At 71.6% G+C, this 20,953-nt stretch carries 19 protein-coding genes; 12 read left to right on the top strand and 7 right to left on the bottom strand.

The window, feature by feature from the left end:
- Positions 1-116 precede the first annotated feature (116 nt).
- Positions 117-1,655 (top strand): MFS transporter, encoded by a 1,539-nt coding sequence (locus OG299_RS36955; protein ID WP_266632875.1) that lies wholly within the window; start codon positions 117-119, stop codon positions 1,653-1,655.
- Here OG299_RS36955 and OG299_RS36950 read toward each other — a convergent pair.
- Positions 1,649-2,308 carry a DUF998 domain-containing protein gene (locus OG299_RS36950; protein ID WP_327363938.1) on the bottom strand — a complete coding sequence of 220 codons (660 nt, stop codon included), beginning with the start codon at positions 2,306-2,308 and terminating at the stop codon, positions 1,649-1,651. The two genes, OG299_RS36955 and OG299_RS36950, sit on opposite strands and share 7 nt — an antisense overlap.
- Positions 2,309-2,556: 248 nt before the next feature.
- Here OG299_RS36950 and OG299_RS36945 point away from each other — a divergent pair, with 248 nt between their 5' ends.
- From OG299_RS36945 to OG299_RS36930, 4 genes are all read left to right on the top strand, one after another.
- Positions 2,557-3,234: a macro domain-containing protein gene (locus OG299_RS36945; RefSeq protein ID WP_327363937.1), complete on the top strand. Its 678-nt coding sequence runs from the start codon at positions 2,557-2,559 to the stop codon at positions 3,232-3,234.
- A gap of 73 nt (positions 3,235-3,307) precedes the next feature.
- Entirely contained in the window at positions 3,308-4,927 is a 1,620-nt protein-coding gene (locus OG299_RS36940) for an ADP-ribosyltransferase domain-containing protein (RefSeq protein ID WP_327363936.1), read from the top strand.
- A 155-nt stretch (positions 4,928-5,082) separates the two neighbouring features.
- Positions 5,083-5,802, top strand: a complete 720-nt coding sequence (locus OG299_RS36935; RefSeq protein ID WP_327363935.1) for a hypothetical protein — start codon at positions 5,083-5,085, stop codon at positions 5,800-5,802.
- A 217-nt stretch (positions 5,803-6,019) separates the two neighbouring features.
- Positions 6,020-7,135: an MBL fold metallo-hydrolase gene (locus OG299_RS36930; protein ID WP_266632865.1), complete on the top strand. Its 1,116-nt coding sequence runs from the start codon at positions 6,020-6,022 to the stop codon at positions 7,133-7,135.
- A 23-nt stretch (positions 7,136-7,158) separates the two neighbouring features.
- Here the strand turns inward: OG299_RS36930 and OG299_RS36925 are convergent, their stop codons facing one another.
- Both OG299_RS36925 and OG299_RS36920 read right to left on the bottom strand, forming a co-directional pair.
- Positions 7,159-8,202: a trypsin-like serine peptidase gene (locus tag OG299_RS36925; RefSeq protein WP_327363934.1), complete on the bottom strand. Its 1,044-nt coding sequence runs from the start codon at positions 8,200-8,202 to the stop codon at positions 7,159-7,161.
- A gap of 328 nt (positions 8,203-8,530) precedes the next feature.
- Complete coding sequence (locus OG299_RS36920; RefSeq protein ID WP_327363933.1) at positions 8,531-8,653, bottom strand: hypothetical protein; 123 nt, start codon at positions 8,651-8,653, stop codon at positions 8,531-8,533.
- Between the two features lie 328 nt (positions 8,654-8,981).
- Here OG299_RS36920 and OG299_RS36915 point away from each other — a divergent pair, with 328 nt between their 5' ends.
- Both OG299_RS36915 and OG299_RS36910 read left to right on the top strand, forming a co-directional pair.
- Positions 8,982-9,158, top strand: a complete 177-nt coding sequence (locus tag OG299_RS36915) for a hypothetical protein (RefSeq protein ID WP_327363932.1) — start codon at positions 8,982-8,984, stop codon at positions 9,156-9,158.
- Between the two features lie 125 nt (positions 9,159-9,283).
- Positions 9,284-9,748, top strand: a complete 465-nt coding sequence (locus OG299_RS36910) for a MarR family winged helix-turn-helix transcriptional regulator (protein ID WP_327363931.1) — start codon at positions 9,284-9,286, stop codon at positions 9,746-9,748.
- Between the two features lie 15 nt (positions 9,749-9,763).
- Here the strand turns inward: OG299_RS36910 and OG299_RS36905 are convergent, their stop codons facing one another.
- The 4 genes from OG299_RS36905 to OG299_RS36890 are packed head-to-tail and all read right to left on the bottom strand — an operon-like array spanning position 9,764 to position 14,620.
- The gene (locus OG299_RS36905) at positions 9,764-11,221 is read right to left on the bottom strand and encodes an ABC transporter ATP-binding protein (RefSeq protein WP_327363930.1); all 1,458 of its coding nucleotides are present in this window, start codon (positions 11,219-11,221) and stop codon (positions 9,764-9,766) included.
- On the bottom strand, positions 11,218-12,063 hold the full coding sequence (locus OG299_RS36900; RefSeq protein WP_327363929.1) for an ABC transporter permease subunit: 846 nt from the start codon (positions 12,061-12,063) through the stop codon (positions 11,218-11,220). Before OG299_RS36900 ends, OG299_RS36905 begins: the two co-directional genes overlap by 4 nt.
- The gene (locus OG299_RS36895; protein WP_405706625.1) at positions 12,060-13,076 is read right to left on the bottom strand and encodes an ABC transporter permease; all 1,017 of its coding nucleotides are present in this window, start codon (positions 13,074-13,076) and stop codon (positions 12,060-12,062) included. Before OG299_RS36895 ends, OG299_RS36900 begins: the two co-directional genes overlap by 4 nt.
- Positions 13,061-14,620 carry an ABC transporter substrate-binding protein gene (locus OG299_RS36890; RefSeq protein WP_327363928.1) on the bottom strand — a complete coding sequence of 520 codons (1,560 nt, stop codon included), beginning with the start codon at positions 14,618-14,620 and terminating at the stop codon, positions 13,061-13,063. Before OG299_RS36890 ends, OG299_RS36895 begins: the two co-directional genes overlap by 16 nt.
- A 388-nt stretch (positions 14,621-15,008) precedes the next feature.
- Between OG299_RS36890 and OG299_RS36885 the strand changes: the two genes are divergently transcribed.
- The 5 genes from OG299_RS36885 to OG299_RS36865 are packed head-to-tail and all read left to right on the top strand — an operon-like array spanning position 15,009 to position 20,944.
- Positions 15,009-16,001 carry a TauD/TfdA family dioxygenase gene (locus OG299_RS36885; RefSeq protein WP_327363927.1) on the top strand — a complete coding sequence of 331 codons (993 nt, stop codon included), beginning with the start codon at positions 15,009-15,011 and terminating at the stop codon, positions 15,999-16,001.
- A 50-nt stretch (positions 16,002-16,051) separates the two neighbouring features.
- The gene (locus tag OG299_RS36880) at positions 16,052-17,059 is read left to right on the top strand and encodes an ornithine cyclodeaminase family protein (protein ID WP_327363926.1); all 1,008 of its coding nucleotides are present in this window, start codon (positions 16,052-16,054) and stop codon (positions 17,057-17,059) included.
- On the top strand, positions 17,050-18,426 hold the full coding sequence (locus OG299_RS36875) for an alanine racemase (RefSeq protein WP_327363925.1): 1,377 nt from the start codon (positions 17,050-17,052) through the stop codon (positions 18,424-18,426). The genes OG299_RS36880 and OG299_RS36875 overlap by 10 nt, the downstream gene beginning before the upstream one ends.
- 46 nt (positions 18,427-18,472) lie before the next feature.
- Positions 18,473-19,501, top strand: coding sequence for a cysteine synthase family protein (locus OG299_RS36870; protein ID WP_327363924.1), 1,029 nt, complete (start codon positions 18,473-18,475; stop codon positions 19,499-19,501).
- Between the two features lie 3 nt (positions 19,502-19,504).
- Entirely contained in the window at positions 19,505-20,944 is a 1,440-nt protein-coding gene (locus tag OG299_RS36865) for an MATE family efflux transporter (RefSeq protein ID WP_327363923.1), read from the top strand.
- The last annotated feature ends 9 nt before the right edge of the window (positions 20,945-20,953 follow it).

The following is a 20,953-nucleotide window of genomic DNA, read 5'->3' as shown; positions in this document are numbered from 1 at the left end:
CCGCCGGGGGCTCCCCCCATGGTGCTCCGCGTGGAAACGGCGGGCAACGCGGAACCACGCCGTGGCTGTCCGGCCGGCAAGGCACGGCCACGAACCAGACACTCGCCCTCGCAGCCATGGTCTTCGCCGTCGCGATGATCTTTGTGGACCAGACGATCGTCAGCATCGCCGCCCCCAGCATCGTCGAGGAACTCGGCCTCTCGTCCTCCGGAATGCAGCGGGTGGTCAACGCGTATCTGCTCGCGCTCGCCGCGTTCTTCGCGCTCGGCGGGCGGCTCGCCGACGTCTTCGGGCACCGCCGGATGGTGGTGGCGGGCACCCTCGTCTTCGTCGTCTCATCCGTGCTCTGCGGCTCGGTGCCGTCCGGAGACTTCGCCGAGAGCTGGCTGATCATCTTCCGGGCCACCCAGGGGCTGGGCGCGGCGCTGGTGTTCCCCGCCGCCCTCGCCGTCGTCGTCTCCGTCGTCCCCGTCGACAAACGGGGCCGGGCGCTGGCCCTGTTCTTCGTCCTCGCCGGCGCGCTCACCGCGCTCGGACCGCTGCTCGGCGGTTGGCTGACCGCCTGGACCTGGCGGGCCATCTTCTGGGTCAACGTCCCCGTGGCCGTCGTCGCGCTCGTCCTGACCACCCTCGCCCGGATCCCCGACGCCCGGCGGCGTGAACGCCTCGACGTGCCGGGCGCCGTGCTCATCGCCACCGGTATGGGGCTGAGCGTCCTCGGGATCCAGCAGTCATCCGCCTGGGGCTGGACCGGCCTGCCCACCTGGGGCTGCATCATCGGCGGGCTCTTCGTGCTCGCGATCTTCTGCTGGTACGAAATGCGCACCGACGAACCGCTCATCAAGCTGCGCGTCTTCCGTGACCGGGCATTCGCGGCCGACACTCTCGTGCTCTTCTTCTCGATGCTGGCGTTCGTCCCCGTGTTGTTCTTCGCCTCGGTGTACGCGCAGATCTCGCTGAGCTCGTCGCCCCACCAGGCCGCGCTCTACGTGCTGTACTTCTTCGCCGGGTTCGGCCTCTCGGCCCAGTGGGGCGGCAGGATCCTCGACAAGCACGGTGCCCGGCCCACGATGAAGCTCGGCACGGCGCTCGGCTGTGTGGGATTCGCCCTGTGGGCGGCGAAACTGACGGACCTGTCGGCCCACGACCAGTGGCCCTACGCCTGCCTCGCCGGAGCCGGCATGGGCCTCGTGCTCTCCCCGGCCTCCACCGACGCCGTGAACCGGGCGATCGGCGCCTCGTACGGAGAGGTCACCGGTGTCACCCAGACCGTGCGCAACTACGCCGGGGCGCTGGGCATGGCGGTGTTCGGCACGCTCCTCACCCATGTCATGACCAGCCGGGTCGCGGAAACACTCACCGCGAGGGGCCTGCCGGAGGCGCAAGTCCAGGGTGCGGCCCGCAACATCGCGGAGGCGGTCACCGGTCACCCGGACGACCGCAGTCCCACCGACGGCGGGCCGACCTCCACGCTGATGCGGAGCGCCTTCCAGGCCGTCCACATGGACTTCGCCGAGGCCAACCAGTGGGTCTTCTACGGCATGTCCATCGCCCTGGGCGTGGCGTACCTGTGCACACTGCTGCACCCGGGGACGCGGGTGACGGGCCAGGTCACAGAGGCGGAGGAGAGCCTGCAGGAGCCGACGCATCACTGACGGTCCCGGGCTGCCCGCCGCGTGAAGACGAGGATGAACGCCCCGGTCCAGATGATCCACACCACGCTGGGCCAGGCAGCGATCCGCTCGAACAGCCCTTGGACCCCGGGGTCCGGTCTCAGCGCCGTGAGCGTGGCCGAGACGATGGAGGTCACGCCGCACACGATGCCGGCGGCGCCCCAGTACGGCCGGCGCGCCTGCCGGAGCATGCCTCCCAGGAGCAGCACGCCCACAGCCCCGCAGAAGAAGCACGTTCCGGCGGACAGGAGATGCACGGTCGGACGGAGGTTGTAGGGATTGAAGCCGGTGGACACGAGTCCCAGTCCGCTGACGGCCAATACGCCGAACGTGAGGTTCCTGCGACGGCCTGCCGGAAAGATCACCATGTTGAGCACCGCGGCCGCGGTGAGGGACACCCCTCCGGCGACCCAGGCGATGTCCGCGGCCTCGTGCCAGGGCGAGCAGAAGCGGAACCCCCCGATGAGACCGCACCGGGTGACTCCGAGCGCCGAGATGATGTGCTCTTCCAGGTTCCGACTCGAGGCATGCGGAAGGACGATCAGATTGTTCACCACGAAAATCTGAACCAATGACACCCAGAGCAAGCCTCCGGCCGTGAGTCTCCTCGAAGCCGTGAAGGTGATTTCGCGCATGCCGCCACTTGGTCTAGGCGTGGAGCCGTCCGATGACCGCCCCGCTCAGTATGTCCTCCCCCGGGGCTCGGCACGTGGCCGTGCCGCTGCCCGGCGTGTCCTCTTCCCGTAGCCGCACCCGACTCCGAAGCCGCGCCGCGCACGGCGCCGTGATGGGACGTCATTGCCCTCTTCCTGCCACGGCGTTGTCAGTGGTGGCCGATAGCGTCGGGGGTGTTGGAAGGGCCGTTTCCCGACAGGAGTGGACGATGACCGAGAACCGTGTGCAGCCCGTGCTCAGGGTGGTGTTGACCGACGTCAACGAGCGTGTGGTGGAGGCGTGGCGGGCGGCGTTCGCGGACACCCCCGGGATCGAGATCCGCAGGGGTTCGATCCTCGACGAGGACGTCGATGCGTGGGTCACCCCGACCAACTCCCTCGGCCGGATGGACGGCGGGGTCGACGCCGTCATCAAGCGGCACCTCGGGGCCGGCATCCAGCTGCGCGTGCAGCGGGCGATCCGCGACCGGTTCGCCGGAACCCTGCCGGTGGGGAGCGCCGTCTGCGTCCCTTCCGGTGCGACCGTCCCGCGGTTCCTGATATCGACGCCCACCATGGTGCAGTCCTCGCAGAACGTGAAGGACACGCTGAACGTGGCCCTGGCGTGCGCCGCGGCGTTCCAGGCCGTCCACCGGCAGAACCGTCAGGTGCCGGGCAGCATCCGCTCGGTGGCTCTGGTCGGGATGGGCGCGCAGACGGGCCGGGTGCCGGCCCGGGTGTGCGCCAACCTGATGTGGACCGGCTTCACGCTCTTCCACGACCACTGGTTCGAGGACGACGACCAGCTGCGCGCCACGATCACCGCGCAGCTCGACGGCATCGAGAACGCGCCGGCCACGGAGCGGGTGCGCATCGTGCCACCGAAAGGGCATTCCTTTCGCCGCTGATCCCGTGCACACCGCCGGTCAGCATGCCGGCCCCCACCACCCCTCAGGTACGACGACCGGGAGCCCTTCGCCCATGACCGACGCCACCACCACCCCGGCCCAGCCCGATGCGAACGACCCGCTGGGCCTCACCGATCTCTTCCAGGGCGGCGGCGAACCCTGGCTTCCGCTCCTCAAGCCGGTCATCGAAGCACAGCCGGATGCCGCCCGGTTCATCGGCCAGGGCCGCAGCCCGGAGGTCGTCCCGGTCCGTGAGCTGACCTTCCAGGCGCTCAAGCCGAACCCGCCACACAAGTGGAAGGTCGTCGTCTTCGGCCAGAACCCGTACCCGCGGCCGGAGAGCGCCACCGGGATAGCCATGTTCGACAACACCTTCAACGACTGGAAGGACAGCCAGTTCGGCAGGGTCGTCAGCATCCGCTGCATCATCAAGGCGGCCGCGATGTGGAAGTACGGCATCGCCAAGAAGACACCCATCGCCGACGTCCGCGCCCTGTTGAAGGAGCGGGACACGGTCCAGCCGCCGGAGTGGTTCCAGGCGATGCTCACACAGGGCGTGCTGCTGCTGAACGCCTCGCTCACGGCCAGCGGCGACGGGGCGATGGGGGCCGACCGGCACACCGCGTTCTGGCGGCCCGTCGCCGAACGGATCGTCGAGGAGATCCTCAAGGCCAAGCAGGACGCCGACGAGGAGGACCGCGGCGTCGTGTTCGCGTGGTGGGGTGCCCACGCCCGCAGCCTGAAGAGGATCGTCCTGCGGCTCCAGAAGAAGTATCCGGACGTCGAGGTCCGGCACATCGATCATCCCAACCCGGCGGCCCAGGGCGACATCTTCTGCGAGGGCGACCACTTCGGCATGGTGAACGAGGCCCTCGCGTCGCTGGGCGCCGAGGCGATCGACTGGCTGCCCAGCCAGGGGTGGAACGAGGATGCGGCGGGGGCCGGCGGTGCGGGCGGGGACGTCGCGGCACGCATGGGGGCCTTCATCGCGTCCACCATGGAACTGCACCAGCTCTACCTCGAGCGGCTCACCGGCGTAAAGGACGAGGGGCTCGTCCTCCCGGCGATCACCGGCGTGTTCGACACCCCGCTGATGGACTTCCAGGAAGCCGTCGCCCCGGTCGCCGACGTGCTGTCCGGGCTCGGCCGGCAGATCGACAGGTCCCACGAGTTCGGCAAGCGCCGGGCGGACGAGACCGCCGGCCGCATGTCCGCCGACGCCATCGCCGCGCTCTACCTCTACACCTGCGAGTCCGCCTTCTACCGCGAGATCAACGCCGTCCTCCGCTCCCCGGACCGGACCAAGGTCGTGCCCTACCTCCCTTACCTGCGGCTGCTGTTCTCCGCGGTGTCGGGGCTGCCCGCCCACACCCGGCCGCTCTGGCGCGGTGTGTCGCTGGACCTGCGGGCGCAGTATCCGGTCGGGGGGACCGTGACCTGGTGGGGCGTGTCCTCGTGCACCTCCGAGCTGAGCGTGGCCCGGTCCTTCCTGGGCAGCCGCGGCAAGCGGACGCTCTTCGAGGTGACCCCCGCCCGGGCGGTGGGGATCCGGAGCTACTCCGCCTTCACCGGCGAGGAGGAATACATCCTCGCGCCGGGCACCCAGCTCAAGGTGACGGACGTGCAGACCGAGCGCGGCGGCCTGTGCACGATCAAGCTGACCGAAGAGGAGGCCGCCCCCCTCGTCTCCTGACCGCCCGCCGGGGCCCGCGGCCCCGGCCCCGGCGTCCAGGGGCGCGGCGGGCGGCCCACCCGATCGGCCGCGCGGAACGGTGGGGCTGCCACCGGGGATGCAAGGCTGGACCGGAGGCCCCCAGCCGAGGCTTGGTCGGACAGGAGGCGTTGCCGGTGCCCAGTGTGGATTCCCTGGTGTCGTTCGCGCCGTTCCTCGTGCCCGTGATCACCGGTTTGGTGGGCGGGATCAGCCTCGTCCTCAGGGACCGCCGCGAGGCGCGGAGCGCCGACCACCACTACCGCAGAAGGCTGGAGAAAGCACAGATGGAGGTCCAGTTCATCTCCAGCTGGATCGAGGCCAAGAAGCTGGCGCCGACCGGGGCCCCGGACCCGGAGCCGGGCGACTGGCTCGACGCCTGCTACGCGTCGGTACGCAGCTTCGAGGCGGCGGCGCGCCGCCAGCGGGGAGGGCCGGGGAGGCTGCGCCGTCTGCTCCTGCTGCGCGCGCTGCACGGCGGCCCGGCGAAGGCGGTGCGGCTCCTGTACTGGCTGGCCCTCCTCGCGTTCAACGCGGCCCTCGCCTGGTGGGTGAGCATGATGGTCAACGGTCCTCCCGCCTTCTTCGGCACGGACCCGGAATCCCAGACCGACGACATCGACGCGGTCCTTGCAGTGGCGGGCTGCTTCTTGCTGGCGGCGGTCGTCCTGTGGGCGTGGGCGGTGCATCTGGACGGGTCGGAGCCGAAGGAGGAGTACCCCTCGCGGATCGACTCGGCCGCCTGGGCGGCGCGGGAGGATGAGCGGCGACGTGCCGCGGGCGGGAAGTCTGGCGGGAAGGCGGACGGGCAGGCTGACGGGAAGACGGACGATGGACCGGACGGGGGCGCCGGGTGACCTGCCCCGTGGTCGCCGGGCGCAGGCCGGGGTGCCCGTGCCCGGGCGGGCTGGGGGCAGCCCGGGCACGGGACGACCGGCGCCGGACGAAGCGGCGGTGTCGGCCCGTGCGGCGTAGGCTCGTCGACAGGAGACTCGTGGTCGACATCGTCGAGGTGGGCGGCAGGGCTCACCGCGGACGAGTCGAGCAGGAACCGACGAGACCGCGGGAGGATCCATGGCCGTGACCGCACTCGGCGACCTGATCGAGATCGACGACAGGACCGTGCTGGTCCTCGGGCAGGAACTGGATGTCGAGCACGACCAGCCGGACGTCGCCAACGCCCTCGTACACCGGGCCGGCGACACCGTGGTGCTGGTCGACACCGGCGTCACGCCGGCCTTCCGCGCGGCACTGCGGGCGGCGACGGACCGGGTCGGGCCCTGGTCCCGGGCACTGGTGCTGACCACGCACGGTCATCCTGACCACGTCGGCAACAACGACCTGGCCGACGAGCTGGGTGTGCCGGTGGAGCACTACCTCCCCGCTCTTGACCTCGACCAGATGCGGGACCCGGCGTCGTACTGGGCGCGGTCCCTCGAGCGGATCGCCGGGGCGGCGGCACTGCCCGAGCCCGCACTGGCCGCCGACCAGTTGGTGTCGCTCTTCCAGCCCATGCGGCCCTTCGGCGCTACGACCCGGACCTACGAGGAGCGACCGCTGGAGCAGATCCGGATCGGCTCGCTGCGATTCACCGGCTGGACCTTCGCCGATGGCGCGGTCCGCGTGCTGCGCAGCCAGGGCCACTGCGCCGGGCACGTGATCGTGCACCTGAGGGACAGCGGCGTCGTTCACCTGTCCGACGAGGGCAACGGACCCTGTGGTGCCATGGCCGACGCCGATCAGCTCAAGATCCAGACCACGCTCGGCGCCGTCGCCCTCCTCTTCGAGGACGGAGAAGCCGCACTCCTCACCGACGGGCACACCTTCGCCGTGCGCCGTGCCGAGGAGGTGGCGCCCTACTTGGACGGACTGCTGGAGCAGGCCACCGCGTTGCAGGAGGCGGCACTCGGTCTGACCAGCGAGAGCAGGCGGGTCCGGCCGAGCGCGTTCACCACCCGCTTCCAGGAATCCGTCGCTGAACTGGGGGGCGGCGGTGCCAACCCGAACACGATGTTCACCGCGATGATGGCGGTCAACCAGCTCCGCGAGCTCGGGCTACGGCCTGAGTCCGGCGGCGTCGACGCGCCCTGGTCCCGGCCCACTCTCCAGAACCCCGCGCCGGACCCCCCGCGGCGTGCCGCGGCCGCCCGCGGCAGTCAGCCGGCCAGCACGCTCAGGGGAGCACGGTAGAAGCGTAGGAGACGGCCTCCCTCTCAGGCCGGGCCGTCCTTCGCGACGGAGGCGTACACGGTCCGGGCCTGTCCGCCCAGTCGCGGCCCGGCGAGCCAGGTGGACGAGGCCGGGCCGATGGACGTGTTGCTGACGAGGGCGAGGGTGCCGTCGGGACGCCGGGCGAACCAGCCGCCGCCGGAGGAGCCGCCGGTCATCGTGCACCCGATGCGGTACAGCGACGGCCGGTCGGGGCGCAGGGACAGCCGTCCGGGGCGGTCCTGGCAGGCGAACATCCGCTGCCCGTCGAAGGGGACGGCGGCCGGGTAGCCCCAGGCCTTCATCGCCGGGATCGCCGCGGTGGGCGGCGCATCGAACCAGACCGGTACGGCTGCCCCGGTCGCCTCCTGGAGCGATGTGCGGGTGTCCTGCCGGGCCACCCGCAGCACCGCGAAGTCGCCGGACGCCCCGCCGCCACCGGTGGCGGCGCCCTCCGCGAGCCATTGCTCGGAGGTACCGGCCCAGGTCGCCCACCACGTGCCCAGCGGGGCGACCTCGGCCGCTGGGGCCGCGCGGCGGGAGGCGCCGGTGAGGCCCCGGTCGTTGTAGGAGGGGACGAAGACGATGTTGCGGTGCCAGGTGCCGCCCGCGCCGCCGTGGACACAGTGGCCCGCCGTCCACACCAGGCTGGAGCGGCCCGGCCGGGTCGGATCCTCGACGGCGGTGCCGGAGCAGACGCTCGGCCCGTCGGGCCCGTCGAAGAACACCTTCCCCAGCGTGGGAGCGCTCGCGCGGTACGGAGTACGTTCGGCGGCGGCCCGGACGGGGGCCGGCTCCGGGTCGCTCTCGCCCAGGTCGGCACCGAGCCCGTCCGCCACGGGAGCCTCGTACCCGTCGGCATCGGCCATGCGCTGCGGAGTCCAGAGGCCGGGGATGACGGGGTTGGAGAAGCCCGGTACGGCTCGCCTGAGCGTCTCGACCGGCCCGGAGCAGGCGGTCGTGACGCCGAGGACGGCCAGGACGATGAGGAGGACGGCCAGGACGCCCGGGCGTACGGCGCCCCAGGGGCGGCCGGAGTGCACTTTCATGGTGACGTTCCTCGGGGTGGGGACCGCGGCCCCCTGAACTGCCGGGCGCCGGACGGAAGCCGGTTCGCTCGCCCCGGCGGGTTCCGGGACGGGATACTGAGGACACGGAGCTCCTCCCGGCCGAGTTCGGCCGTACGGCCGCTGAGACACGACGGTGACACTTCCCGTACCGCCCGATGACAGAAGGACCCGTCCCGCACCCGACGGAGTCTTCGAACCGCCGGTCAACACCCGGCGGGTGGCCGATCCCGACCTGGGTGACGCTCGTGAGCAGGACGGCGAGGCCGCGTGGGCACCGGCCCCACCGGCCCCTGGTGCCCAGGCCGTTCTACGCGTCGGGATTCTTACCCGCTGCGACCTTCTTCAGGCCGTCGATGCCGAGCTTCGCGAAGTCCGCGTAGGGTCCGCCTTCGCGCAGGTCGATGCTCTCCACGCGGAGTCGGTCTCGCATTGACGTACGTTGTCCGCATGGTCCGGGTCGAAGCGCACGCTGCCACCCTCCCAGCCCTGTGGGGCGCTCGCCTCGTTCGGCAGCGCCGTACGGACCATGTCCTCGGTGAGTAGGGTCGCGGCCGCCGGCTTCCCACCCGCGGCCCCCACCGCAGGAGTTCCCACCCAATCGACACGGCCGGCCTCACGATCCGTGTCGCCGTCTCTCCCCCGGTCCAGGTGCCGATCAGCCGGAACCGGGCGGTGTGCCGGGCACCTTGGTCTTGCCGCGGCGTCAGTTCGTGAGGTTGCGTGGGATGACTGACGCACGAAGGGCGGGGAGACGGGTCATGGGTGCCAGCGGGGAGGGCCGGCGTACGTACGCTCCGAGCCAGGAGGAGGTTCTCGCGGCCGTGAAGTCGTTGGGGCGTCCTTCGTCCCTGGAGTCGGTCGCCGCCGGAGTGGGCCTGGCCTACGGGCTGCACGAGTACCTGGAGCTCGCCGCCGAGGCGCTGCGGGGCCGCTGAGGCACCCGATTGACGACATCGATGTAGACCGGCAGCCCTGCGCACAAGTATGGTCAGCGTGGGTTTATGTGCCGACGTGTCCCGGGTCGGAGGTGACAGCCCCCTCCCCAGTGATTGGATGCGCCGTGTACGACAGAGGGAGCGAAACCTCGAATCCCTCCGAGCAGACCGTGCAGCTCCTGGTGGCGGCGGGCCGGGCCGCGGACTCGTTGATGACCGACCGCTTGAGCGGGCACGGGTTGAGTCCCCTCCACCGGTCCGTCCTCAGGACGCTGGCGGAGCTGGGGCCGCACGCCCTTCCCGATCTCGCCACGCAGACAGGGCTGCCGTCGGCTGACGTGTCGCAGGTGACCGATGTCCTCTCGTCGCAGGGCCTGGTGCAGGTCATGGTCGTCAACATCGGAGGCCGGCAGGAGGTGGTGACGCTCACCCCGGCCGGTGCTGCGGCGCTGGCGAGCGTGCAGGACGACATGAAGTCCGTGCAGGACGTCCTGCTGGCGTCCCTCACGAAAGGTGAGCGCACCCAACTGCACTACCTGCTGCGCCGCGTGTGCGCGACGGCCGCCCGCGCCCGCGGGGTGCGCTCCTAGGGGGTGTCTTGCCGATCAGACCGGCTGGCGCTCGACACGTATGACGGGGCTCGGCCCGCCGAGGGTGAGGATGTCGTCCGTATGGCGTGACACGAGGGGGAGGTCGTGACTCACGAGGACGACGGCCAGGCCCCGGGCTGTCCGCAGGTCGCGCAGCAGCGCCATGACGTCGGCGGCGGTGTCCGCATCGAGTGCGGAAGTGACCTCGTCGCACAGCAGGATGTCGGGCTCGGCGGCCAGGGCGCGCGCGATGGAGACTCGCTGGCGCTGTCCTCCGGACAGCTCGTGGGGGTAGCGGGCGGCGAAGCCTCCCGGCAGGCCGACGGCGATGAGGAGTTCGGCGACCCGGTCCGCTCGCCGGTCGGCGGGCAGCCCGAGGTGCAGCTTGAGGGGCCGGATGAGCGTGGCGCCGACGGTACGGGCAGGGTTGAGGGCGCCGAGTGGGTTCTGCGGGACGAGCTGGATGCGGCGGCGTTGGTCGCGGGTGCGCCGACGGTGGGTGCCGGTGAGCGGGCTGCCGTGGAGGGTGAGGGTGCCGCCTGAGGCCGGGTGGAGTCCTGCGAGCGTACGTACCAGCGTGGTCTTCCCGCAGCCGGAGGGGCCGACGATCGCGGTCAGGGCACCGGGGCGCACCTCGAGGTCGAGGCCGGTGAGAACCTGGCGGCGGGTGCGTCCGGTTCCGACCCGGGCATCGAGGGAACGCACCGTCAGAACGGCGTCGCCGCCGCGGGCGTGCAGTGCTTCCGCCCGTGGCGGTGTACGCGGCGCGGGTGCTTTCGGCGCGGCCGCATGTGTGGTGGTGGGCTCGCCGAGGACGACGGTGTCGTCGGCGCAGCGGTTGACGAAGTCGGGGTCGTGGCTGGAGAGGGCGATCGCCAGTCCGTGGCGGTGCGCGAGGTCGCGCAGGAGGTCGGCGATCTCGTCGCGCAGGGCGGCGTCGAGTCCGGCGGTGGGTTCGTCGAGGAGCAGGATCTCGGGGCGGCGCGCGAGGGCGCGGGCGAGGGCGACGCGGCGCTGCTGGCCGCCGGACAGGGCCGAGGGGCGCCGGCGCTCCACATGCTCGCCGGCGGGGAGCCGGACCTGTACGAGGAGGTCGGACAGGGCGGTACGGGACTTGTCCGAAGCCGTCTCGGTGATGAGGCGGCCGACCTTCATCCGGGGGTTCAGGCCGGATCCTGGGTCCTGGCCGAGGTAGGCCAGGTGTTCGCGGCGCAGTCGGCGCAGGCGCTCGGGTGCCAGGGTGAGCACGTCGTGCCCGAGGACGGTGACCGCTCCCTCGGTGACGGCCGCGCCGGGCGGTATCGCGCCGGCCACCGCACGCAGCAGGGTGGTCTTTCCGGCGCCGGAGGGGCCGGTGACGGCGTGGACGCGGCCTCGTTCGAGGGTGAGCGTGGCGTTGTCGAGCAAGGGGGTGCCGTCGGCGAGGGCGATGGACAGTGCGGTGACCCGGGCGGCCGGGGCGGTGTGGCTCACAGGGGGGTCTCCGGGGTGGGCCGGGCGGGAGCGAGGGCTTCGGCGGCGAGGTTGACACTGATGGCGAGCACGCCGATGGCCAGGCACGGAGCGGCCACCGCCCAGGGGTTGAGCAGGATGCCGGGGGCGTTCTCACGGATCATCAGGGCCCAGTCCGCTTCGGGGGGCTGGGGCCCGAGTTGGAGGAACGCGGCGACGGAGACGACGTACACGCCTTCGACGAAGCGCAGCCCGAACAGGGCGAGCAGGGTGGAGCGGAGGTTGGGCAGTACCTCGCGGGCCATCAGGTACCACAGGCGTTCGCCTCCCGCGGAGGCCGTTTCGATGTAGCCAGTGGCGGCGATCGGTGCGGCGGCCGCCGAGACGACCCGCACGGCGTAGGGGATGCCGAGCACGGCGGCGGCCGCGCCGACGGCCAGGCGCCCGCCGGAGGGCCAGGCCAAGGCGATCAGCATGATGCCGAGGACGGACGGCAGGAGGATGGCGAGGTCCGCGGCGCGTTCCACCCAGCGGCCCAGGCGCGGGCGCAGGGCGGCGAGGATGCCGAGTGCGGTGGCGGCGCCGGTGACGACCAGGGCGATGGACAGGGCCGTGGCGATCAGGGGCGCGCCGCCGGAGAGCAGCCTGCTGAGGACGTCGCGGCCGAGCAGGTCCCCGCCGAGGGTGGCGGCGTCGTCCGCCGGGCCGTAGGGGGCGGTGACGGGGCGGTCGATGGCCCGGGGTGCCAGCAGCGGGCTGGCCAGTGCGAGGAGCAGGAGCAGCAGGGCGGGGAGTGCACGGGTCAGCACCCGGGCGCGGGCGGGCTGTTGACGCACGGTCAGGGTGGCTTCGGTGGTGGTCATCGGTGCGTTCCCAGGATGCGGTCGCGTATGAGGTCGGCCAGGAGCAGGAGGGTGCTGATGGCCGCGCCGGTGACGGCGACGACTCCGGCGACCAGCGGGGTGTCCCGGTCGGTGAGGGCGCCGGCGAGGACCGCTCCGATGCCGGGGTAGTTGAACAGGGTCTCCACGACGACGGCGCCACCCACCAGCATGCCGGCGGAGGTCGCGGTGGAAACCGCGATGGCGGGCAGCGCGCCGGGCAGCATGTGATGGGTGAGGATGCGGTGGCGGGGCAGGCCGTCGAGGATCGCGGCCTGGACGTGCGGGAGGTCGGCCTGGTCGGCGAAGGCTCCGCGCACGATCCGGGTGTTCCAGCCGATCTGGGGAATGGCGAGCGCCAGCAGCGGCAGCACCAGCATGTCCCATGAGGCGGGTGCGCCGTCGGGGCCGGTGAGGGTCACGGCCGGGAGCCAGCCCGTCCACTGGGAGAACACCAGCAGCAGGGCGACGGAGACGACGAACTCCGGCAGGGCGAACGCCGCGGTCGAGGCGGCGGCGACGGCCCGGTCGACGCGGCCGCCGGGGCGCAGGGTGGCCCAACTGCCGAGGGCGAGAGCGCCGGTGATGCTCAGGGCGAGGGCGAGCGAGCCCAGCAGCAGTGTGTTCGGGAACGGCCCGGACAGCACCGTGGTGACGGGCTGCCCGTGGGCGGTGGTGCCCAGATCGCCGGTGGGCAGGCCGCTCATCCAGTCCCGGAACCGTTCGGTCACCGGCCGGTCGAGGCCGAGCGCCGCTCGGCGGACGGCCACGTCGGCCGCGCTCTCGCCGCGCTCGGAGGTGGCCTGGGCCGCGTCGCCGGGCAGCACCTCGATCGCGGCGAAGACCGCGGCCAGCAGGAGCGCGAGCATGCCCAGACGACGGGCGACGAGCCAGGCGGCCCGGCCCGCGCCGGGGAGGATGCGGGCCGGGCCGGACCGGTCCTCCGGCGCGGTGGCGCCGTCGGCGGTGGATGCCGGGATCAACGGGCCAGCCAGGTCTTCTCGAGCTGGACGCGGCCGTAGCCGGGGAGCTTCGGCAGGTCGCGTACGGCCGCCCCGGCGAGGTCGATGCCGTCGGCCATGCCCCACAGCAGGTACCCGGACTTGGCGAACTCGATCTCCTGCAGCTGGTGCAGGGCCTTGGTGCGCTCGGCTGGGTCGGCGGCGCCGATCGCCTTGCGGTACGCCTCGTCGAAGGTGGGCTCGCGCCAGCCGGCCTCGTTCTGCCCGGACTCGGAGACCATGGTCTTGGAGGCGAAGAACACCACGGAGTCGTTGGTTCCCCAGTACGTGGTGTACAGCGGCGCCTTGAGCCAGGTGGCGTCCCAGAACACCTTCGAGTCCTGCTTCACCACGTTGATCTTCACATCGATCTCGCGGGCCTGGGTGGCGAACAGCGTCGCGGATTCCGCGAGGCCCGCGATGTCTTCGGTGGTGACGAGGTCGTAGGTCTTGGAGGTGTCGAACCCGGCCTCGGCGAGCAGCTGCTTGGCCTTGGCGAGGTCGCGCTTGCGCTGCGGGATGTCCTTGGCGAACACCGGGTCGCCGGTGCCCAGGATGTCGTTCCCGACCGTGCCGTAGCCGGAGAGGGCCTGCTTGACCATGGCTTCGCGGTCCACCGCCAGGCGCAGGGCCTCGCGTACCCGTGCGTCGGCGAACGGGCCGTCGGTGGTGCGCATGACGATGGGCATCGCCATGTCGTCGGGCCGGCGCAGGATCTGGATTTCCTTGCGGGTCTCGGCGGTGCGGGCCGCAACGGCGCCGACGTTGGAGGCGACGTCGATCTGGCCGCCGAGCAGGGCGTTGGCCATGGCCTGGGGGCTCTCGAAGATGCGCACCTCGATGGCGTCCAGCAGCACCTTGCCGCCGTACCAGCCGTCGTTGCGCACCAGGCGGGCGTTGCCGTCGCGGAACCACTCCAGTTTGAACGGGCCGGTGCCCGGCGAGCCTGCGATCTGGTCGTCCTTGGTGTCCTTCTTCAGGACGAAGGTGGTCAGCCGGGTGAGGAGCGGCAGGTCTGCGTTGGCGTAGTCGGACACCAGGACGACGGTCTTGGCGTCCTCGGCGGTGATGTTCTCGGGCTTGATGCCCGGCAGGCGGGAGGCGCCGGCGGGGGTGCCCCGCAACCGCTTCAGCGACCAGACGACGTCGTCGGCGGTGACGGGGGTGCCGTCGTGGAACTTCGCGCCTTCGGCGATGGTGAAGCGCCAGGTCTTGAGGTCTTCGGAGGGCTTCCAGGTCGCGGCGAGCCTCGGCGCGGTGTTGGTCTTGTCGCCGGGCGCCGCCAGGGTGTCGTAGACGAGGCTGAGGATCAGGTAGTCGCTCTCGTTTCCCTGGGTGCCGTGCGGGTCGCGGGTGACCGAGGCCGCCTTGCCCAGTGCGCCGACCCTCAACGTGCCGCCGCTGCGGGGCTGTTGGGAAGCGGCCGCGGAATCCGTGGTGTCCTTCGATCCGCCCGGTCCGCTGCTGCAGGCCGCGAGCGCACCGGCCGCCCCGATCCCCGCACCGGCCCACAGCAGCTGTCGCCTGGTGACGCCCACGTCGTTCCTCGTTTCGGTCGAGCAGAAGGTGCTTAGGTTTACCTATCCTAAGTTTCAAGCCTTCCGCAAGCCCTTCGGCGCAGCTTGGGCTACGGGATGCCCTTACTCAACGACCCGTCAAATATCGCACTGACCTGGATAGTTGAGTGTTCGACACTTCACTCGAAGATCGACAGGGTGAGCGACGATGCTCCTATGGACGGAGAAAAGGTAAGGCTTGCCTTACTCGCCCGTCGTTGTTAGCTTCCTGGTTGTCCGGCCGCCCCGAGCCGCGCCGGACCCACGCTGCCTCCGGGCTTCCCGCCCCACCCCATGCCCCCGGCCGGGCCGCGCCATGTCGTGCGCGGCGCCCTCACTGCCACCTGCCCACGCAACGGAAGGTGCCTTCGTGCCCACCGCCGCTTCCGCCCCGTTACGCCGGCTCGACGCCGACCACGTGAGCGAGCTCACCGTCCTCGCGGCCGAACTGCTGGACATCCACCACTCCGCCTCGAGCCCCGCCCTACTCGCCGACCTCTCCCCCGCCTGTCGGCGCCTGAGCCGGGGGCTGCACGACGCGCTGCGCCCGGTGGACACCGCCGACGGTCTGTTCGTGCTGCGCGGGCTGCACGTCGACGACACCGAACTCGGCCCCACCCCCGGCCACTGGTCCGCCGTCGGCCGGGCCGGGGCCCTGTGGGACGTCGTCCTGCTCCTGGTCTCCACGCTCATGGGCACACCCATCGCCTGGGACGGCCAGCAGGACGGCCGCTTCGTCCACAACATCGTCCCCTCCCCCGGCCACGAGACCGTACAGACCGGCGCGTCCAGCAGCGTGCTCCTCACCCCGCACACCGAGGACGCCTTCCACCCGGGCCGTGCACACCTCCTGCTGTTGTGCTGCATGCGCAACCACGACGACATCGCCACCACCGCGGCCAGCATCCGCCTCACGGAACTCTCGGACGACGACGTGTCCGAACTGACCAGGCCGGTGGTCCCGATCCTCCCCGACGACGCCTACGAGGACGCCCGGCAGTTCGGCGGCAAGCCCGCGCCGGTGGCGACCCTCTTCGCCGGCGAGGACGGACTGACCCTCCGCTTCGACCCCGCCTACACCCCGTTGGAGGAGGCCGACCCGTCCTGGCGCGCCGCCTACGGGCGACTCGAGGACGAACTCGCCCGCGTCTGCGTCGCGGTGAGCCTGGAGCCAGGCGACGTCCTGGTGGTCGACAACGACATGGTCGTGCACGGCCGCGTGCCCTTCACCGCCCGCTACGACGGCACCGACCGCTGGCTCAAGCGTGCCTCCGTCCGCGTGCCCGGCCGCCGCACCCGCCCCGAGGCCGAGACCGCCGAGCACGGCTACGGCCAGGCCGCCCTCGAAGCCTGGGCCGCCTGACCCGGCCCGGCGCCACCTCTGGAGAACCCGCTTCCCGAAGGGACAACCCCATGACCTCCCAGGACACCGTGACGCCCCACGACGGCACCCTGCGCGTCCTGTCCACCTCCGACCTCGCCGGGATCGACATATCCCTGTCCGACGTCGTGGACACCGTGGAGGGCGCCTACCGCACCCTCCACGCCGGTGAGTCCGACAACCCCCGGAAGCTGACCGTGAAGCCGAAGGACGGCCACTCGGTCTCCTACGCCATGCTCGGCCGGGACGGCACCCGCAACGTGGTCGCCATCAAGACCAGCTACAAGCACGGCCTGGACAAGGGCCGCGACGAACAGCACTACTACACGGCCCTGACGCTCTACGACGACACCACCGGGCTTCCGGTCGCGATGATGGACTGCTCCCGCATCGGCTCGCTGCGCACCCCGGCGGTCTCCGCCCTGCTGGCCCGCGAATGCGCCGCCCCGGGCGCCCGCTCCGCCCTGGTCATCGGCACCGGCACGCAAGGGCGCCTCGCCCTGCCGTTCCTCCTCACCACACTGCCCGGCCTCGACCGCCTGATGGTCTTCGGCACCCACTCCGAGGGCATCACGGCCGTCCGCGAGCAGCTGCGCGCCCACTTCCCCGACCGGGAGGTGGAGATCGTCACCGACCTGCGGGCCGCCGCCTCCGAGGCGGACGTCATCGTCGCCACCGCCGGCGCCCACACCCCCGCCGCCGTCGAGTCCGCGTGGCTGAGGCCCGGCGCGCTCTCGATCCTCGTCGGCCACGGACTGGCCCCCTCCACCCTGCACCGGGCCGACCGCGTCATCGCCACCAGCGAGGCGCAGATGAACGTCACCGGCACCGACATGGCCGACGCCGAGGGCAAACTGCCTGCCGTCGACACCGAGTTCCCGCCCGTCATCGCCGGGCTCACGGCCGGCCGGCACAGCGCGGAGGAACGAATCTTCGCCTACAACAGCGGCCTCGTCGTCACCGACATCGCCCTCGGCCACCACTTCGCCCAGCTCGCCCTCGCCCAGAGCCTGGGCACCGAGGTGCCGCTGTGGCAGTGACGACCATCGCCGCCGGCTGGCCCGCCCTGCCCGTCCTCCCGGACGCCGCGACCGACGCGGTACTGGCGAGCGGACTGCTGCCGGAGCTGGCCTACGCCTTCGGCGGCCCGTTCCACTTCATACTTCCCGACGCCTTCGACGCGAACCTGACCGCGATGCGCCGGGCCCTGGCCGAAGCCGGAGTGGACGGCTTCGTGTACTTCGCGAAGAAGGCCAACAAGGCGGCCGTGTTCGCCGAACGCGCGGCGGCCGCCGGAGCAGGCGTGGACGTCGCCTCCGCCGCCGAGCTGCGGGAGGCGCTCGGCCACGGCGTCCGCGGCGAACACCTCGTGCTGACCGGCCCGTCCAAGGACTCCGCCCTGCTGTGCCTGGCCGTGCAGCACGGCGCACTCATCGCCATCGACGCCCTCGACGAACTCGACACCCTCGTCACCTCCGTGCTGCGCGGGCCGGCCCGCCCGGCACGGATCCTGCTGCGCGTCCTGCCGCCCGTGCAGCCGCACAGCCGCTTCGGCATGAACGAGGCCGAACTCGCCACCGCGCTCGCCCTCTGTGTCGAGGCCGGTGACGCCGTACGGATGGAAGGCTTCAGTTTCCACCTCTCCGGCTACGCGATCCAGCCCCGGGCCGACCTCGCCGCCCACCTGACGGACCTGTGCCTAAGGGCCCGTGTCCAGGGCCTGGAGGCCGGCCGGATCAGCATCGGCGGCGGCCTCCCGGTCAGCTACACCGATGCCGACAGCTGGCACGCGTACCTGGAAGGACACGACAAGCGGCACTTCCACGCCGGCAAGTCGTTCCGCACGTCCGACTTCTACCCCTACCACTGCCCGAAGCCCGGCGCCCAGGCTCTGGCCGCGCTGCTCGCCGCCCGGCCCGAAGGCTGCGGCCAGGAGCTCGCCGAAGTCCTCAAGGAAGCGGGCATCACCCTGCTCCTCGAGCCCGGTCGCGCCCTGCTGGACCGGGCCGGAGCGAGCGTCTTCACGGTCCAGGGCGTCAAGGACCGCGACGGCTACGGGCTGATCACGGTGGACGGCACCAGCCTGAGCCTCTCGGAGCAGTGGTTCAACAGCGAATACCTGCCGGACCCGCACCTCGTCTCCCGCGACCCGCAGGCCCGGGCGGGCCTGTACCCGGCGAGCGTGGGAGCCGCGACCTGCCTGGAGTCCGACATGCTCACCTGGCGCAAGATCGGTTTCCCGCGCAGACCTCGGACCGGCGACCTCCTCGTCTACCCCAACACGGCCGGCTACCAGATGGACTCCAACGAGTCCCCGTTCCACGACCTGGCCATCCCGCCCAAGGTCGTCATCGACCGTACGGGCCACCCGCGGCCGCGCTGGCGCCTGGACCGCCACTTCACCTGAGTCCGCCCGCACCCCACGCCGTCACCACGACTTCCTGGAGTCAACGATGCCCGGAGCCCTTCAGCGGCCCGCCGTGGTCGCCCGCGTATCCGATCTCGTCGGCTACACCCCCCTGCTGGAACTCGCCGTCACCGAAACCGGCAGCCGCCTCCTGCTCAAGCTGGAGATGTACAACCCCACCGGCACCGCAAAGATCCGTATGGCCCGTGCCATGATCGACGCGGCCGAAGCCGCGGGCGAACTGCGGCCCGGCGGCCGGATCGTCGAGTCCACCTCCGGGAACACCGGCCTCGGCCTCGCCGTCGTCGCCGCCGAGCGCGGCTACACCTTCACCGCCGTCGTCGACAACCACGCCTGCGCCGACAAGCTGCGCGGCATGAAGGCGCTGGGCACCGAGCTCGTCCACGTCGTCGACGACGGCACCGAGGAACTCGCCACCGCCGCCCGCGAGGAACTCGCCGAGGAGATGGCCCGGGGCCAGGACAACACCGTGTTCACCGAGCAGCACAACAACCCCGCCAACGGCGCCGGTTACCACCCCGTCGCCCATGAACTCGTCGAGGCCCTCGACGGGAGCCTGGACGTGCTCATCGCCGCAGTCGGCACCGGCGGCGCCCTGTTCGGCACCGCGCGCGAGCTCGGCAGGCTCATCGCCGGGTTCAGCGTCGTCGGCGTCGAGCCGAAGGGCTCCATCGCCTTCGGCGGCCCCGCCCACGACTACTACCAGTCCGGCACGGGTACCCCCGAAGGCGCCGAACTCGGCGCGCTCGTCGACTTCGACCTCCTCGACGAAGGCGTCAAGGTCGGCGACATCGAAGCCTTCGCCACCTGCCGCGCCGTCGCCCGTACGGGCCTGCTCATCGGCGGCTCCGCCGGCGGCGTGGTCCACGCGGCACTGCACCGGCTGTCCGCCCTGCCTCCCGGCAGCACTATGGTCGCCCTGATCAACGACGGGGGCGAGAAGTACATGGACACGGTCTTCAACGACGACTGGATGCGCGAACGCGACCTGCTCAGCTCCGAGGCCGAGCGGGAGATCGACGAACTCCTCACCAAACTCCGCGGGAACCGATAACCCATGCCGACCACTCTCCTGCGCGACAGCCGCGCCCTCGGCGTCCTCGCCGTCCCCCTGATCCTCACCCAGCTCGCCCAGGTGGCCCTGACCACCACCGACACGGTGATGATGGGCCTGCTCGGTACCACCGAGCTCGCCGCAGGCGGCCTGGCGATCGTCATCTTCAACCAGCTGCGCACCATGGGCGTCGGCCTCGTGACGTCCGTCGGCAACCGGATAGCCGCCGCGGCCGCCCGCGCCGAGCGGCAGACGGCCGAGGGCGCCGCCGCCCCGGACACGGACCGCGCGGGAGAGCTTCCGGCACACGACGCGCACGACGCACAGGGCGAAGTACGGGCGATCGTCCGGGCCGGCCTCGCCGTGGCCACCCTCGCCGGTGTCACCGGCGCCGTCCTGATGGTCCTCATAGGCCAGGCCCTGTCCTGGCTCGGCCAGGACGCGGCCGTCGTCGACCTCGCCCGAACCCTGCTCTACGCACTCGCCCCCGGCCTGCTGCCCTGCCTCTGGTTCCAGGCCGTCCGCCAGTTCACCGTCGGGATGCGCCGCCCCCAGGCCCTCCTGCAGATCACCATCGCCTCGGTCGCCGTCAACGCCGGCCTCAACTGGATCCTCATCCACGGCAACTTCGGCCTCCCCGAGCTCGGCCTGACCGGCGTCGGCATCGCCACCTCCACCGTCTACCTCCTGACCTTCCTCGCCCTCTACCTCTCGGCGAAGAAGGACGAGGAACTCGAGCCCCTGCTCTCCCTGAACATCGCCAAGGCCGATCCCAAGGTCGTGGGGCACCTGGTCGGCCTCGGCGTACCGATCGCCGCGACGTACGGCTCCGAGGCCGGGTTCTTCTCCCTCACCGCCCTCATGGCGGGCTCCTTCGGCCCCGAGGCCCTCGCCGCGCACACCGCCGTCAACCAGCTCGTCTACATCGTCTTCCAGGTCGCCGTCGGCCTCTCCCACGCCGCATCGATCAACGTCAGCCGCGAACTCGCCCTCGGCCACCACGACGACGCCCGCCGCATCAAGGACACCGCACTGGCCTGCGCCGCCGCCGTCATGGCCGTCGTCGGCATCCTCTACGTCACCGTCCCCCGCCTGGTCCTCGCCCCCTTCCTCGACACCGGCTCCGACCAGGCCCTCACCATCGCCACCCAGCTCCTCCTCGTCACCGCCTTCCTCCAGTTCTTCGACTGCGCCCAGAACATCGGCGTCGGACTCCTGCGCGGCCTCGACGACACCAAGAGCGGCTTCCGGATCACCCTCATCGGCTACTGGGCCGTCGGACTGCCCGCCTCCTGGCTCCTCGCCTACGCGCTCGGCCTCGACACCCTCGGCATCTGGCTCGGCCTCCTCATCGGCCTCGCCACCACCGCCGTCCTCCTCCTGCGCCGCTACACCCACTCCCTCGACCGGCGGGCTGCCGCCGCACTCCCCGCCGCCGTCTGACGCCCGGCC

It is taken from the genome of Streptomyces sp. NBC_01296, from assembly GCF_035984415.1.
Taxonomy (GTDB): domain Bacteria; phylum Actinomycetota; class Actinomycetes; order Streptomycetales; family Streptomycetaceae; genus Streptomyces.
The sequence above is the reverse complement of the archived record's forward strand: the minus strand, read 5'-3'. Positions and strand labels throughout refer to the sequence as shown.